The organism is Streptomyces sp. NPDC002573 (genome assembly GCF_042889625.1).
Classification (GTDB): Bacteria; Actinomycetota; Actinomycetes; order Streptomycetales; family Streptomycetaceae; genus Streptomyces; species Streptomyces gibsoniae.
Genome location: NZ_JBIARC010000009.1, coordinates 57,643 through 72,832, shown reverse-complemented (window position 1 = coordinate 72,832; position 15,190 = coordinate 57,643). Strand labels below are relative to the sequence as shown.

17 protein-coding genes, 1 tRNA gene and 1 pseudogene are annotated in these 15,190 nt (G+C 69.8%); 14 read left to right on the top strand and 5 right to left on the bottom strand.

Features of this window, described 5'->3' with window-relative positions; genetic code table 11:
* Positions 1–28: 28 nt before the first annotated feature.
* From clpS to ACFYX0_RS11700, 9 genes and pseudogenes are all read left to right on the top strand, one after another.
* Complete coding sequence (clpS, locus tag ACFYX0_RS11740) at positions 29–346, top strand: ATP-dependent Clp protease adapter ClpS (protein ID WP_311692363.1); 318 nt, start codon at positions 29–31, stop codon at positions 344–346.
* A gap of 34 nt (positions 347–380) precedes the next feature.
* The gene (locus tag ACFYX0_RS11735) at positions 381–986 is read left to right on the top strand and encodes a DUF2017 domain-containing protein (RefSeq protein WP_388969390.1); all 606 of its coding nucleotides are present in this window, start codon (positions 381–383) and stop codon (positions 984–986) included.
* Positions 987–1,350: 364 nt separating this feature from the next.
* A complete protein-coding gene (locus ACFYX0_RS11730) occupies positions 1,351–2,802 on the top strand; it encodes an amino acid permease (RefSeq protein WP_388969387.1) in 1,452 nt (483 codons plus the stop codon).
* 75 nt (positions 2,803–2,877) lie between these two features.
* On the top strand, positions 2,878–3,300 hold the full coding sequence (locus ACFYX0_RS11725) for a Mov34/MPN/PAD-1 family protein (protein WP_388969385.1): 423 nt from the start codon (positions 2,878–2,880) through the stop codon (positions 3,298–3,300).
* 79 nt (positions 3,301–3,379) lie between these two features.
* Complete coding sequence (locus ACFYX0_RS11720; RefSeq protein WP_311692371.1) at positions 3,380–3,475, top strand: putative leader peptide; 96 nt, start codon at positions 3,380–3,382, stop codon at positions 3,473–3,475.
* Positions 3,476–3,625: 150 nt separating this feature from the next.
* Positions 3,626–3,910: pseudogene (locus ACFYX0_RS11715) on the top strand (MoaD/ThiS family protein); the annotation flags it as partial.
* 72 nt (positions 3,911–3,982) lie between these two features.
* A complete protein-coding gene (locus ACFYX0_RS11710) occupies positions 3,983–4,933 on the top strand; it encodes a PLP-dependent cysteine synthase family protein (protein ID WP_388969382.1) in 951 nt (316 codons plus the stop codon).
* Positions 4,934–5,322: 389 nt separating this feature from the next.
* Positions 5,323–7,401, top strand: coding sequence for a putative Ig domain-containing protein (locus ACFYX0_RS11705; RefSeq protein WP_388969379.1), 2,079 nt, complete (start codon positions 5,323–5,325; stop codon positions 7,399–7,401).
* A 214-nt stretch (positions 7,402–7,615) separates the two neighbouring features.
* The gene (locus tag ACFYX0_RS11700) at positions 7,616–8,155 is read left to right on the top strand and encodes a hypothetical protein (protein ID WP_355904360.1); all 540 of its coding nucleotides are present in this window, start codon (positions 7,616–7,618) and stop codon (positions 8,153–8,155) included.
* Positions 8,156–8,179: 24 nt separating this feature from the next.
* Here the strand turns inward: ACFYX0_RS11700 and ACFYX0_RS11695 are convergent, their stop codons facing one another.
* Entirely contained in the window at positions 8,180–8,617 is a 438-nt protein-coding gene (locus ACFYX0_RS11695) for a type II toxin-antitoxin system PemK/MazF family toxin (RefSeq protein WP_388969376.1), read from the bottom strand.
* 246 nt (positions 8,618–8,863) lie between these two features.
* Here ACFYX0_RS11695 and ACFYX0_RS11690 point away from each other — a divergent pair, with 246 nt between their 5' ends.
* Entirely contained in the window at positions 8,864–9,616 is a 753-nt protein-coding gene (locus ACFYX0_RS11690) for an MBL fold metallo-hydrolase (protein ID WP_388969373.1), read from the top strand.
* A 136-nt stretch (positions 9,617–9,752) separates the two neighbouring features.
* Here ACFYX0_RS11690 and ACFYX0_RS11685 read toward each other — a convergent pair whose 3' ends face one another.
* Positions 9,753–11,003, bottom strand: a complete 1,251-nt coding sequence (locus ACFYX0_RS11685) for a PTS transporter subunit EIIC (protein ID WP_388969370.1) — start codon at positions 11,001–11,003, stop codon at positions 9,753–9,755.
* A gap of 365 nt (positions 11,004–11,368) precedes the next feature.
* Here ACFYX0_RS11685 and ACFYX0_RS11680 point away from each other — a divergent pair, with 365 nt between their 5' ends.
* The 4 genes from ACFYX0_RS11680 to rdgB all read left to right on the top strand — a co-directional run bounded on the left by ACFYX0_RS11680 (position 11,369) and on the right by rdgB (position 13,654).
* Entirely contained in the window at positions 11,369–11,602 is a 234-nt protein-coding gene (locus ACFYX0_RS11680; protein ID WP_234518547.1) for a glucose PTS transporter subunit EIIB, read from the top strand.
* Positions 11,603–11,697: 95 nt separating this feature from the next.
* Positions 11,698–12,429: a ribonuclease PH gene (gene rph, locus ACFYX0_RS11675; RefSeq protein ID WP_388969367.1), complete on the top strand. Its 732-nt coding sequence runs from the start codon at positions 11,698–11,700 to the stop codon at positions 12,427–12,429.
* Positions 12,430–12,594: 165 nt separating this feature from the next.
* A complete protein-coding gene (locus ACFYX0_RS11670) occupies positions 12,595–12,999 on the top strand; it encodes a hypothetical protein (RefSeq protein ID WP_388969364.1) in 405 nt (134 codons plus the stop codon).
* 52 nt (positions 13,000–13,051) lie between these two features.
* Positions 13,052–13,654: an RdgB/HAM1 family non-canonical purine NTP pyrophosphatase gene (rdgB, locus tag ACFYX0_RS11665; RefSeq protein ID WP_388969361.1), complete on the top strand. Its 603-nt coding sequence runs from the start codon at positions 13,052–13,054 to the stop codon at positions 13,652–13,654.
* Between the two features lie 58 nt (positions 13,655–13,712).
* Here the strand turns inward: rdgB and ACFYX0_RS11660 are convergent.
* From ACFYX0_RS11660 to bcp, 3 genes are all read right to left on the bottom strand, one after another.
* Positions 13,713–13,797 (bottom strand) — tRNA-Leu (locus ACFYX0_RS11660).
* 42 nt (positions 13,798–13,839) lie between these two features.
* Positions 13,840–14,484, bottom strand: a complete 645-nt coding sequence (locus ACFYX0_RS11655) for an HNH endonuclease (RefSeq protein ID WP_388969358.1) — start codon at positions 14,482–14,484, stop codon at positions 13,840–13,842.
* A gap of 186 nt (positions 14,485–14,670) precedes the next feature.
* Positions 14,671–15,138 carry a thioredoxin-dependent thiol peroxidase gene (gene bcp, locus ACFYX0_RS11650; RefSeq protein WP_355904338.1) on the bottom strand — a complete coding sequence of 156 codons (468 nt, stop codon included), beginning with the start codon at positions 15,136–15,138 and terminating at the stop codon, positions 14,671–14,673.
* Between the last annotated feature and the right edge of the window lie 52 nt (positions 15,139–15,190).

Genomic DNA, 15,190 nt, shown 5'->3' with positions numbered 1-15,190 from the left:
TGTGCGAGCCCCCCCTTGAGATGGCAGCATGGGCCGTGTGACGGCTCCCGCACCTCTTGAGATCGAAAAGACCGAGTCGGCGGAGGAACAGTTCGCCGTCCCGGAACCAGACGTCCCCTGGGTGACGATCGTTCACAACGACCCGGTCAACCTCATGAGCTATGTGACCTACGTCTTCCAGTCGTACTTCGGCTACACCAAGGACAAGGCCACCAAGCTCATGCTCGACGTCCATCACAAGGGTCGGGCGGTGGTCTCCAGCGGGACGCGCGAGGAGATGGAGCGCGACGTCCAGGCCATGCACGGCTACGGTCTGTGGGCCACCCTTCAGCAGGACCGCAAGTAGCGAGCCGCAGACCCGTCAAGCAGCGAAAAGACCGATGCCAGGACACTTCGAACCGCTCCCCGGCGGCGGCGCGGCCGTCGCGCTCGACGACGTCGAGATCTCCATCATCCGATCGCTGGCCGTCCAGCTGCTCGAGCTCATCGGGCCGGGCCCGGCCGAGGACGCGCCCGACGACCCGCTCGCCGAGCTGTTCGCGGAGGGCCCGAGCGAACCGCCCTCCGACCCGGTGCTGCGCCGTCTGTTCCCGGACGCCTACGGCGGCCCCGGCAGCGAGTCGGTCCCGCCCGAGGAGGCCGAGGAGCGGCGCGCCCACTCCGCCGAGTTCCGCCGCTTCACCGAGAACGACCTGCGCGCGCGCAAGCGCGAGAACGCCCTCGCGGTGATCCGCTCCCTGGACGGCCTGACCTCGGTGAGCGGGGAGGGCGGGGTCCTGAAGCTGACGCGCGGCGACTCCGAGCAGTGGCTCAGCGCCCTCAACGACCTGCGCCTGGCGATCGGTTCCCGGCTGGAGATCGTCGACGAGGAGGACACCGACCACCTCTACGAGCTGCCGGACGACGACCCGCGCAAGCCGATGGTGATGGCCTATCTGTGGCTCGGTGGCCTCCAGGAAACCCTCGTCACGACCCTTATGCCCTGAACCGCGTAATCCCTATGCCCTGAACCGCGGAACCCGTTCCGCGCCGGGCCGGCGTCCGGTGTTCGCTCAGAGGACGCTCAGATCCGGATAACGATCGCGTCACCGTCGCGGCCACATTTGTCCGCCTTGGTTCTTCTTTGTCCGCTTCTTCCCGTGCGGTGCGTCACATGTCACACCGCCGATCAATGTTGCGCCCGTGATAAATCTTCACGACCGCCCGACGGACACCACCCACGTCCGCTCGGGTGCGCCACCGAGCCGGCGGATCGCCGGCCAGGCACAGCTCCATCACATCCGGGGGGATCGGAACCCGATCCGACGCCATGGCACTGGCTCGGGTCGGCGTGGAGAAAGGCGCACCAACATGACCTCATCGCAGGTCGGGAAGCAGTACGACGGCAGTGAGGCCGTGGGCGGCGATGCCCCCGAGGAGGGGTACGAGCGCGGGCTCGGCAGCCGCCAGGTCCAGATGATCGCGATCGGCGGCGCCATCGGCGTCGGCCTGTTCCTGGGGGCCGGGGCGAACATCGCCAAGGCCGGACCCAGCCTCATCCTGATGTACGCCCTCGCGGGCGTCATCATCTTCTTCATCATGCGGGCGCTCGGTGAGCTGCTCCTGTACCGCCCGGTCTCGGGCTCCTTCGCGGAGTACTCCCGCGAGTTCCTCGGCCCGTTCTTCGGCTTCTTCACCGGCTGGACGTACTGGCTGATGTGGGTCGTGACCGGCATGGCCGAGCTGACGGCCGCCGCGATCTACGTCGACTACTGGTTCCCGTCGATCCCGCGATGGGTGACCGCCCTGGTCTTCCTGGTGGTCCTGTTCGTCGCCAACCTGATCTCGGTGAAGGTGTTCGGCGAGATCGAGTTCTGGTTCTCGATGGTCAAGGTCACCGCACTGATCGGCATGATCGTGATCGGTCTCGGCGTGCTGACCTTCGGCTTCAGCGCGGCGGGCCACACCGCGTCGGTCTCCAACCTCTGGCAGTTCGACGGCTTCTTCCCCAAGGGTGTCGGCTCCTCCCTGATGACCCTGCAGGGCGTGATGTTCGCCTACCTCGCCGTCGAGCTGGTCGGTGTGACGGCGGGTGAGTCCGAGAACCCGGAGAAGACCCTTCCGAAGGCGATCAACACCCTGCCCTGGCGCATCGCGCTCTTCTACGTCGGTGCCCTCACCGTGATCCTGTGCGTGGTGAAGTGGACCCAGTTCGCGGCGGGCGTCAGCCCCTTCGTGAAGGCCTTCGCGGTCATCGGCATCCCGGCCGGCGCCGGCATCGTCAACTTCGTGGTGCTCACCGCGGCCCTGTCGTCCTGCAACTCCGGCATGTACTCCACGGGCCGTATGCTGCGCACCCTCGCGGACAACGGTGAGGCCCCCAAGGCCTTCAGCAAGCTGTCCGAGTCCAAGACCCCGGCGCTCGGCATCACGGTCTCCGTCGCCTTCATGGGCATCGGCGTGATCCTGAACTACATCGTCCCGGAGAAGGCCTTCGGCTACGTCACCTCGGTGGCGACCGCGGCCGGCATCTGGACCTGGCTGATGATCCTGATCAGCCATGTGCTGTACCGCCGCGCGGTCGCCGCGGGCCGGCTGCCCGCCTCCGCCTTCCCGGCGCCGGGCGGCGCGGTGTGCAGCTGGATCGCCATCGCGTTCCTGGTGTTCGTCACCGGCCTGATCGCCTACGACCACGACTCCCGCACCTGTCTGTACGTGATGGCGGTCTGGGCGGCCGCCCTCGGTGTCGGCTGGGCCGTGCTGAAGACCCGCAGCCCCGAGGTCACCCAGCGCCGCGAGCCGCAGCCGGAGAGGGTCGGCTGAGCCTCGTAGCTCACCATGTGGGCCGTTCCGTACCACAGCTCGGTACGGAACGGCCCTTCTCCTATCCTGGCGGTCATGCTGACCATCACCCAGGACCTGTACGACCGGATCGTCGCCCACGCCCGCGAGGACCACCCCGACGAGGCGTGCGGCGTGGTCGCGGGCCCGGTGGGCTCCGGCCGCCCCGAGCGCTTCATCCCGATGCTGAACGCGGCCCGCTCGCCCACGTTCTACGAGTTCGACTCCGGCGATCTGCTCAAGCTGTACCGGGAGATGGACGACCGCGACGAGGAGCCCGTGGTCGTCTACCACTCCCACACCGCGACCGAGGCCTACCCGTCCCGCACGGACATCAGCTACGCCAACGAGCCGGGCGCCCACTACGTCCTGGTCTCCACGGCCGACACGGACGACGCCGGCCCCTTCCAGTTCCGCTCCTTCCGGATCGTGGAGGGCGAGGTCACGGAGGAAGAGGTCACCGTGGTGGAGAGGTACTGATCCCGTGATGCGGGCAGAACTCATCCACCATGCGAGATCACACTCCGGGCACCGGCACGGGAATCGATACGATGACCCCATGGTTTTCCACGACGTGAGCAAGAAGACGCCGGGCGCACTGCTCGTGGCGCGGCTGCACGTCGACCTGTGCAGGCTGAACAGCGCCATCTGTTGACGCGGCCTGCCGCCGTACGGCCGTGAGCCGATGGGGCACCCCTGCGGCCGGCGCGGCCGGGACCGTGGGGAGCCGCACCCGGCGTAGCCCTCGATCTTCGCGCTGCCGCGCGCCCACCGACCTCACTTCTCCCGACAGGAGTCCCAAGCCATGGCCATCGAGGTCCGCATCCCCACCATCCTCCGCCAGTACACCGACGGCCAGAAGGCCGTCGAGGGCAACGGGGAGACCCTCGCCGAGCTGTTCGCCGACCTCGAGACCCGTCACACGGGCATCCAGGCCCGCATCGTGGACGAGGCCACCGGCGGAGAGCTGCGCCGCTTCGTGAACGTCTATCTGAACGACGAGGACGTCCGCTTTCTCGACGGCATCAACACCAAGGTCGCCGACGGCGACAACGTGACGATCCTGCCGGCGGTTGCCGGAGGTTCTGCCGCGGCGAAGCCGCGTCCGGCCGGGGTGGTGGCCGGGCGACGGGCGGGCATGGCTGACGGTCGCTGATCACCTATGCGCTACGACTCCCCGCTGGCCGCGGTGGGCAACACCCCCTTGGTGCGCCTGCCGCGACTGTCGCCGTCCCCCGACGTCCGTATCTGGGCCAAGCTGGAGGACCGCAACCCGACCGGATCGGTCAAGGACCGGCCCGCGCTGCACATGATCGAGCAGGCGGAGAAGGACGGCCGGCTCACCCCCGGCTGCACGATCCTGGAGCCCACCTCGGGCAACACGGGCATCTCCCTGGCCATGGCGGCCAAGCTCAAGGGCTACCGCATGGTGTGCGTGATGCCGGAGAACACCTCCCAGGAGCGCCGGGACCTGCTGGGCATGTGGGGCGCCGAGATCATCTCCAGCCCGGCCGCGGGCGGTTCCAACACCGCGGTGCGCGTCGCCAAGGGACTGGCGGCCGAGCATCCGGACTGGGTGATGCTCTACCAGTACGGCAACCCGGACAACGCGGGCGCCCACTATGCGACGACCGGCCCCGAGATCCTCGCCGACCTGCCTTCCGTCACGCACTTCGTGGCCGGCCTCGGCACCACCGGCACGCTCATGGGCGTAGGCCGCTATCTGCGCGAGCACAAGCCGGACGTGAAGATCGTCGCGGCGGAGCCCCGCTATGACGACCTGGTGTACGGGCTGCGCAACCTCGACGAGGGCTTCGTGCCGGAGCTGTACGACGCGTCCGTGCTGACCACCCGCTTCTCGGTCGGCTCGGCGGATGCGGTGACCCGTACCCGTGAACTCCTCCAGCAGGAGGGCATCTTCGCGGGTGTCTCCACGGGCGCCGCGCTGCACGCCGCCATCGGCGTCGGGAAGAAGGCCGTGGGGGCGGGCGAGAGCGCCGACATCGTCTTCGTCGTGGCCGACGGCGGCTGGAAGTACCTGTCGACGGGCGTCTACACGGCGGCCACCACGGAAGAGGCGATCGAGACGCTGCAGGGGCAGCTCTGGGCCTGAGGCCCGACCCCTCGCGTCCCAGGGCCCGGCCCCTCCCGGCACGGTGTTTCCCCTCCCGTGAGGGGCCCGGCCCGCCATCAACACGCCAAACCCCTCCTATGGAGGTGCTAAGCGCTGCTCATTTAGCGGCAAAGAACTCTCTTCGGGGACTGCCCGCCTTGTCCGCGCCGGGCTACGTTCTGCCCGCACCCTGACATGTCACGCTCACTCGGCAACTTCGGGGTGTTCAAGGTTCGACGTGTCATGCTCATGATCGCGCGTCCTGCCGCCGCTACGCGCGTCACGGTGTGTCACCCAGCTCGCGAATCCCCACTTCCGGCTGTGGCTCCGCGTACGGCCCCACCCAGGTCTGCGCGGCGCCGGCCTCAAACCGAGAGAGGCAGCACCCCATGCGTGAGTCACGCCCGAGCAAGCGGCGCCGGAGCCTGCGAAGACTCCTCACCGCCGCCGTCCCTGCTCTCGCTCTCACCGTCGCCGGTCTCATGGCGGCGCCGGCGGCCGGGGCCCACAGCGCCCCCACCGCCGCGCAAGCCTCGCCCCCCAGCCGCGCCGCCCAGAACGCCAAGGCGCTGACCGACCCCAAGGCGCAGACCGTCCGCGCCACCGGCAAGGCCGGCCAGAAGGTGCCCACCGAGCACCTTTGCGCCACCGCGGCCCCCGGCCACGCGTCCTGCTTCGCCCAGCGGCGCACCGACATCAAGCAGCGGCTCGCCGCGGCCGTGGCCGCCGCCGCGCCCTCCGGCCTGAGCCCGGCCAACCTGCACAGCGCCTACAACCTGCCCACGACGGGCGGCTCCGGCCTCACGGTCGCGGTGGTCGACGCGTACAACGACCCCAACGCCGAATCCGACCTGGGCACCTACCGCTCGCAGTTCGGCCTGTCGTCGTGCACCAAGGCCAACGGCTGCTTCAAGCAGGTCAGCCAGACCGGCTCCACCACCTCGCTGCCGACGAACGACAGCGGCTGGGCCGGCGAGGAGGCGCTCGACATCGACATGGTCAGCGCCGTCTGCCCGAACTGCAACATCATCCTCGTCGAGGCCAATTCCGCGACCGACTCCGACCTCGGCACCGCGGAGAACGAGGCGGTCGCCCTCGGCGCCAAGTTCGTCTCCAACAGCTGGGGCGGCTCCGAGTCCTCCTCCCAGACCAGCGAGGACACCCAGTACTTCAAGCACCCGGGCGTCGCGATCACCGTCTCCTCGGGTGACTCCGCCTACGGCGCCGAGTACCCGGCGACCTCCCAGTACGTGACCGCCGTCGGCGGCACCGCGCTCTCCACCGCCTCCAACTCCCGCGGCTGGAGCGAGTCCGTCTGGAAGACCAGCTCCACCGAGGGCACCGGCTCCGGCTGCTCCGCCTACGACCCGAAGCCGAGCTGGCAGACCGACAGCGGCTGCTCGAAGCGCATGGAGGCCGACGTCTCCGCGGTCGCCGACCCGGCCACCGGTGTGGCGGTCTACGACACCTACGGCGGCTCCGGCTGGGCGGTCTACGGCGGCACCAGCGCCTCCTCCCCGATCGTCGCCGGCGTCTACGCCCTCGCCGGGACCCCGGGCTCGGGCGACTACCCGTCGAAGTACCCCTACCAGCACACGGGCAACCTGTACGACGTCACCAGCGGCAACAACGGCAGCTGCTCCCCGTCCTACTTCTGCACCGCGGGCACCGGCTACGACGGCCCGACCGGCTGGGGCACCCCGAACGGCACCGCCGCCTTCACCGCCGGCTCCAGCAGCGGCAACACGGTGACCGTCACCAACCCCGGCAGCCAGTCCACCACCACCGGCGGCTCGGCCAGCCTGCAGATCCAGGCCACCGACAGCGCGGGCGCGTCCCTCACCTACAGCGCGAGCGGCCTGCCCACCGGTCTGTCCATCAACAGCTCCACCGGCCTGATCAGCGGTACGGCGTCCACCGCGGGCACCTACCAGGTCACCGTCACCGCGCAGGACTCGACCGGCGCCTCCGGCTCGACCTCCTTCACCTGGACCGTCGGCTCCGGCGGGGGCGGCGGCTGCACCTCCGCCCAGCTGCTCGGCAACCCCGGCTTCGAGTCCGGCAGCACCAGCTGGACCGCCACCAGCGGCGTCATCACCAACGACAGCGGTGAGGCGGCCCACAGCGGCTCCTACAAGGCCTGGCTCGACGGCTATGGCTCCACCCACACCGACACCCTGTCCCAGTCGGTGACCATCCCGGCCGGCTGCAAGGCCACGCTCACCTTCTACCTGCACATCGACACCGCGGAGAGCGGCAGCACCGCGTACGACAAGCTCACCGTGACCGCGGGCTCCAAGTCCCTGGCGACGTACTCGAACGTCAACGCCGCCTCGGGCTACGCCCAGAAGTCCTTCGACCTGTCCTCGCTGGCCGGCTCCACGGTCACGCTGAAGTTCAGCGGGACCGAGGACTCCTCCCTGCAGACCAGCTTCGTCGTCGACGACACCGCGCTGACGACCAGCTGACCGTGTGACGCACCTCGGTGCGCCGGACCCCGGCCGCGTGTGCGGCCGGGGCCCGGCGGCCGTTCGGGGCCCGGTGGCGGCCCGGCCGGGATGCTGGTGCGCTGGAGACAGGGACCCGATGCGGTGGAACAGGGATCCTGATGCGCTGCAGGAACGTCACAGCAGCGCAAGGGCCAGAACACAGGGCACGGGCTTGAGGAAAGGCGGCCGCCCCATGCGCCGTACGACCCCCCACGGGACCATCACCATCACTCTCGTCGCCGCCGCGACGCTGCTCCTCGCGGGCTGCGGCGGCGGGCACTCAGGAGCGGCCGGCACCGGGGGATCCCCCTCGCGGCCCACGGCCGCACCCTCGGCATCCCCGTCCGCGTCCCCCTCCGCACCGCCCTCGGCATCCGCCCCCGTCTCGCCGTCGCCCACCGCGACCGGCCGGGGCTGCGCCCCCGAGGTCCAGCTCACCGCCGCCGACCGGGGCCACACCGTCTGCCTGACCACACACGGGAAGATCCGCCTCACCCTGGACGGCAGCAAGGACCGGCCCTGGAGCCCCGTCAAGGCCGACGGCAGCGCGCTGAAGGCCGTCAACGCCGGTATCGGCAGCGCACCCGGCACCACCATCGCCGCCTTCGAGGCGGTCGCACCCGGCACGGCACAGCTCATCGCGACCCGTCCGCTGTGCACCAAGTCCCCCGGCCAGGCATCGTGCCTGGGCATCGAGCGCTGGTCGGTCACGGTCACGGTGGCGACGCCATGACACCGCCCGCCCCGGACCGCCGGCTCAACCCGCCAGGTAGCGCACCTGGTCCCACAACGCGGGGTCCACCACCCCGACCCGCCGCCGGAAGTCCCACAGTGGCACGTCCCGCAACTCGTCCGTCTCCAGGAAGCTCGGCCGGCCCTGAGCATCGGCCACCGTGCCCGGCGGCAACGGGATCACCCCCGCGCGCTCGTCATGGAACCTGCTGGTGATTCCCGCGACCGTCGCACTGTCCCCGTGCACGGTCAGCACCAGACACGGCCGCTCCCGGCCGGGCGCCCGGCCCTGGGAGGGCACGTTCGCCCACCAGATCTCCGCCGGGCGCGGATGCAGCCGCGCGCGCCCCGCCCGCCGGGCGGCCGCCCGGCGGCGCCCTCCGCGCCCCCACCCGTCGAGGAGCGTCGCGACCAGCGCGAGCAGCACCACTGCCGCCAGCGCGAGCCACCACGACGTGTCCATATGGACGACGGTACCGGCGCGTCTGCCGGGATGCCCGCCCTCTTCAACTCCCGTGCGCTCTCTCATAAGCCTCATGCGCCCCCGTTCCAGCCGAACCGGTGACACCACAGGTGAGTTCCCCCACAACGGCCCCTGGCGGAGGAGCGACCCGACCTTTTGCGCCTTACGCTCGACGGACCGCACGACCCCCGTCACCGCACCCGTCCCTGCCTTCTGCACTTATCGCCACGCGGAGGTTCCAGCTCTATGAAGCTCACCGTCGTCGGCTGCTCGGGGTCGTTCCCGTCCGCGGAATCGGCCTGCTCGAGCTACCTCGTCGAGGCCGACGGCTTCCGGCTGCTCCTCGACATGGGCAATGGCGCCCTTGGCGAGCTGCAGCGCCACTGCGGTCTCTACGACCTCGACGCGATCTTCCTCAGCCATCTGCACCCCGACCACTGCATCGACATGCTCGGCTACTTCGTCGCGCGCTACTACCGTCACGACGGCGGCCGCGCGGACCCGCTCCCCGTCTACGGGCCCGAAGGCACCGAGCAGCGCCTCACCACCGCCTACGCCGACACCCCCTCGGCCTCCTCGATGAGCGAGGTCTTCGACTTCCACACGGTCAAGCCGGGCACGTTCGAGATCGGCCCCTTCACCGTCCACACGGAACGTGTGCGCCACCCCGTGGAGGCGTACGCGATCCGCGTCGAGCACGGCGGCAGGTCGCTCACGTACTCCGGCGACACCGGCGTGAGCGAGGCCCTGGACGCCCTGGCCCGCGACACGGACCTCTTCCTGTGCGAGGCCGCGTTCACCCACGGCAAGGAGGACATCCCGGACCTCCACCTCAACGGCCGCCAGGCCGGCGAGTCGGCCGCCCGGGCCGGCGCCCGCCGCCTGGTCCTCACCCACATCCCGCCGTGGACCGACCCACAGATCAACCTGGCCGACGCCCGCGCGGTCTACTCGGGCCCGGTGGAACTGGCGGTGCCACGGGCGTCGTACGACATCTAGTCGCGAGCCGGTGAACCTTTTCGGTCGCAGCACTAGCGACTGCCGGGCACATCCGCCGCGGCGGAGACCGACCCGGAACGCCCGAAGGCCCCGGAACCCTGATGAGGTTCCGGGGCCTTCGTGTCGCTCGGGGCGCTCACGCCTTGGTGAGGTCCTCGACCTCCTCCTCGGGCTCGCGGCCCGGGGTGGGGAGGTTGAACTTGACGATCGCGAAGCGGAAGACGAAGTAGTAGATCGCCGCGAACACCAGGCCGATCGGGATGATCAGCCAGGGCTTGGTCGCCAGGTTCCAGTTCAGCAGGTAGTCGATGGCACCCGCGGAGAAGGTGAAGCCCGCGTGGACGCCGAGCGCCCAGGTGACGGCCATGGACAGGGCGGTGAGGACCGCGTGGATCGCGTACAGCACCGGGGCGATGAACATGAACGAGAACTCGATCGGCTCGGTCACACCGGTCACGAAGGAGGTCAGCGCCAGAGAGATCATCATGCCCAGCACGGCCTTGCGGCGCTCGGGGCGGGCGGCATGCGCGATGGCGAGCGCGGCGGCCGGCAGACCGAACATCATGATCGGGAAGAAGCCCGACATGAACTGACCGGCGGTCGGGTCACCGGCGAAGAACCGGTTGAGGTCACCGTGGACGACCTGGCCGGCCGAGTTCTTGAAGTCACCGATCTGGAACCAGGAGACGGTGTTCACGAACTGGTGCATGCCGACCGGGATCAGCGCACGGTTGATCAGACCGAACAGACCCGCGCCCAGGGCGCCGAGACCGGTGATCCACTCACCGAAGCTGGAGATGCCCTTGCCGATCGGCTCCCAGATGAGGCCGAAGAAGACGCCGGCCAGCGTGCCGACGAACGCCATGATGATCGGGACCAGGCGCCGGCCGTTGAAGAAGCCGAGCCAGTCGACCAGCTTGGTCCGGTGGAAGCGCTGCCACAGCACCGCCGCCAGCAGACCCATCAGGATGCCGCCGAGAACGCCGGGGTTGTTGTAGGTGGCGGCTATGTCCGCGCCGGGCTGGATCTTGGCCTCGGTGACCGGGAAGGCCTTCAGCACATTGCTGTAGACCAGGAAGCCGACCAGGGCGGCCAGCGCCGTGGAGCCGTCGGACTTCTTGGCGAAGCCGATCGCCACACCGATGCAGAACAGCATCGGCAGGTTGTCGAAGATCGCCCCACCAGCTGTGGCGAACACTGCCGTGACCTTGTCGGGCAGGTGCAGCTTGTCGTGGATGTCCTGCTGGCCGAGTCGCAGGAGAATGCCCGCCGCCGGCAGTACGGCGATCGGGAGCTGAAGACTGCGGCCGATCTTCTGCAGGCCCTGGAACAGCCCGGATCCCCGCCTCTTTGCGGGGGCCGCCGTCGTCGCGGTGGCGGTGCTCATAGTTCCTCCATGTGGTCGGGTGCTGCCGGGGACGGGAAAGGGGGATGAACAGCACCCGCGTGGTCTACACCACTGGTGTAGACCTGTTGTAGCACGGTCAAGGCGGGATAAGGAACCCATGAATTCTCTGGCCTCGCGCATAACGGGGGCAATGCCCATAGAGGGAGAAATGCGACACATCCGGAGATGGTTGCCCTTAGGGCGGAAACCGCGCTTGGCGGCCGCCGCCCCAGTGGTGTAGACCAGCTCTTCGGACGGTCGCACTGTCGTGAACGCACCCTTGGTTGCCGACGGCATGACCGCTCGCATGGTTGGGTCAACTGTGGGTTACTGCGACAAAGCGGTTCGGATCAGGGAGAGAAGACATGGCCAGCAAGGCTGAGAAGATCGTTGCCGGGCTCGGCGGCATCGACAACATCGAAGAGGTCGAGGGCTGCATCACCCGCCTCCGCACCGAGGTCAACGACCCCTCGCTGGTCGACGAGGCCGCCCTCAAGGCCGCCGGCGCCCACGGCGTCGTCAAGATGGGCAGCGCCATCCAGGTCGTCATCGGCACCGACGCCGACCCGATCGCCGCGGAGATCGAAGACATGATGTGAGCCGCCCGGGACCGAAACGGTCCGGCACTCACCCGGAAGGGGCCCTTTCCACCGCGGGAGGGGCCCCTTCCCCGTGTGCGGATAGGCTCGGACCCATGTCTCGAATCGACGACCGAACCCCCGACCAGCTCCGCCCCGTCACCATCGAGCGCGGCTGGAGCAAGCATGCCGAGGGCTCCGTCCTCGTCTCCTTCGGCGACACGAAGGTCCTCTGCACCGCCTCCCTCACCGAGGGCGTGCCGCGCTGGCGCAAGGGCACCGGCGAGGGCTGGGTCACCGCCGAGTACGCCATGCTGCCCCGCTCCACCAACACCCGCGGCGACCGCGAGTCGGTCAAGGGCAAGATCGGCGGCCGTACGCACGAGATCAGCCGCCTCATCGGCCGCTCCCTGCGCGCCGTCGTCGACTACAAGGCGCTCGGCGAGAACACCATCGTCCTCGACTGCGACGTCCTCCAGGCGGACGGCGGCACCCGCACCGCCGCGATCACCGGAGCGTATGTGGCACTGGCCGACGCCGTGGCCTTCGCCCAGCGCAAGAAGCTGGTCAAGGCCGGCCGGCAGCCGCTGACCGGCACCGTATCCGCCGTCTCCGTCGGCATCGTGGGCGGCGTCCCCCTCCTCGACCTCTGCTACGAGGAGGACGTCAGGGCCGAGACCGACATGAACGTCGTCTGCACCGGCGACGGCCGCTTCGTCGAGGTCCAGGGCACGGCCGAGGCGACGCCGTTCGACCGCGAGGAACTCAACGCCCTCCTCGACCTCGCCGCCGCGGGCTGCGGCCGGCTCACCGCGATCCAGCGTGCGGCCCTCGAGGCAACCGAGTAGCGCCGTCCCGCGTTTTCAGGGGTAGCCGCACAGCCGAAGCGGTGGGGCGCCGGGGACAACCCGCGCCCCGCCCTCGGCCCCGTACGCCCGGCCCGGCGTAGGACGCGCCGGACCGGCTGGTGCCTCCATGGGGAGCGCGGCACCGTCAACGGGGAGGGACCCTCCATGGCCGCGCGCCACCACCGTCGCCGCACCACCACCGCCGCGTTCGCCGCCGTCGCCGTACTCGCCGCCATGGGCGCGAGCGCGGGCTGCGACGCCGTCGGCAAGGCGATCGACTGCGTGCAGACCGCCGACGCGATAGCCGACAGCGTCACCGATCTCCAGCAGGCGGTCGAGAGCGCGGCGAACGACCCGAGCCAGGCGGACGCCTCCCTCGACTCCATCGAGAGCAACCTCGACAAGATCGGCGACAAGACGGACGACGTCGACCTCAACAAGGCCGTCGACCACGTCCGCGAGGCCGTGGGCAACGTCCGCGACGCCCTCAAGAACGGCGACACGACCCCCGACGTCGGCCCGGTCACGGACGCGGCCGGCGAACTGACGAAGGTCTGCACCTCGTCCTGACGAGCCGGGGGCGTGGCGAAGCGGCGCCGCGACCGCACGGATACTGGACGGCATGACCCGCCTGATCCTCGCCACCCGTAACGCCGGAAAGATCACCGAACTCAGGGCGATCCTCGCCGAAGCGGGCCTCCCGCACGACCTCGTCGGCGCGGACGCCTACCCCGACATCCCCGACGTCAAGGAAACAGGCGTCACCTTCGCCGAGAACGCCCTGCTCAAGGCCCACGCCCTGGCCCAGGCCACGGGCCTGCCGGCCGTGGCCGACGACTCCGGCCTCTGCGTGGACGTCCTGGGCGGCGCCCCCGGCATCTTCTCCGCCCGCTGGGCCGGCCGGCACGGCGACGACCGGGCCAACCTGGAACTGCTCCTCACCCAGCTCGCCGACATCGACGCCCCCCACCGAACCGCCCACTTCGCCTGCGCCGCCGCCCTGGCCCTGCCGGACGGCACCGAGCGCGTGGTCGAGGGCCGGCTGCTCGGCACGCTCCGCCACGCCCCGTCCGGCACGAACGGCTTCGGCTACGACCCGATCCTCCAGCCCGAGGGCGAGACGCGCACCTGCGCGGAGCTGACCCCCGCGGAGAAGAACGCGATCAGTCACCGAGGCAAGGCGTTCCGCGCCCTGGTACCGGTGGTACGGGAACTGCTGGGCTGAGCCCGGCGCAGCGAAGGCCCGGTCGGATCATCCGGACCGGGCCTTCCTCATGTCTGTGTGCGGTCGGTGGGACTCGAACCCACACGGGATTTCTCCCACGGGCACCTAAAACCCGCGCGTATCGCCTATTTCGCCACGACCGCCCCAAAGCGGACATTTAATCTTCCTGTGCCGCTTCGTGTCGTTCAGTGTACGGGGGAGTCCGGCCGCCCCGCTGTGCGCCCGTCCTTCCGGCGGCACCATGTTGCCGTCAGTGCATGGCAGTTCGGGCACAGGTACCGCGGGTTCTCGATGCGGATGTCCTGCCGGTCACCGTTGATGTGGTCGATCTGAAGTGTGACGGGCTGCCCCAGCCACTGCCCTTGGTTCCCGCACGATGCCCACCGGTAGGGAAGGCCCGCCTCCTGGAGGGCCACGTGCAACCGCGCGCGGTTGGGGCGCGCGGAGTCGGCGGGGAGCACGACCAGCACCCGCTCCGCCGCGGGCGCGCGGCGGAGCGTGCGGGCGGCAGCCCAGGGGCGCCGGGCGAAGTGGCCAGTGTCCAGCCCGAGTTGGGCGGCGCCGCGGCGGACCCGGCGGTGGTTCGTGTCGTTCACCTCGAGCTCCAGTGTGCGCATGACGCCGGCGTAGCTCGTGGCCTCGGCCACGGCTGTGCGCAGCGCGTTCTCGGGAATCGCCGGGCGGAAGCCGCGGAAGTGGGACGTGTCGATGCTCCGTTCCCGGAACATCCGTCCCAAGGCGGCACGCGAACGGCCGTCGTCGGGGACTCCGAGGATCTCGGCCGCCCCGCGCACACTCCGGGCGGAGGCGGCTGCGGCGTCGGTGGCCATGACGTTCCCTCCGCTTCCGGCCGCCTGGTCGCGGTCTCGTACGGAGTGACGAACCGTTTGTCGGACAGTCGCGCCCGGTATGCGGAACGGCCCGTACCGGGAGGGTCGGTGCGGGCCGCTCGGGGGAGGTGGGGTCCTTGGACTCCTGGTCCCCGGAGTCCTTGGACTCCTGGTCCCCCTGGGGTCCTAGACGCCCAGGTCCTTGATGATCTTCGCTACGTGGCCCGTCGCCTTGACGTTGTACAGGGCGCGCTCGACCTTGCCCTCCTCGTCCACGATCACCGTTGAGCGGATGACGCCGACGACCGTCTTGCCGTACAGCTTCTTCTCGCCGAACGCGCCGTAGGCCTCCAGCACCTTCTTGTCCGGGTCGGCGAGCAGGGTGACCTTCAGGTCCTCCTTCTCACGGAACTTCGCGAGCTTCTCCGGCTTGTCGGGCGAGATGCCGATGACGTCGTAGCCGGCGCCCGCCAGCAGCTCCAGGTTGTCCGTGAAGTCGCACGCCTGCTTGGTGCAGCCTGGGGTGAGCGCGGCGGGGTAGAAGTACACGATGACCTTGCGGCCCTTGTGACCGGCCAGGGAGACCTCGTTGCCGTCGGCGTCCGGCAGGGTGAAGGCGGGGGCGGTGTCGCCGGGCTGCAGTCGCTCGCTCATCGTCGTTACCTCACAGGCAGGGGGCGGTTACCCGACGAGCCTAATCCGCGTC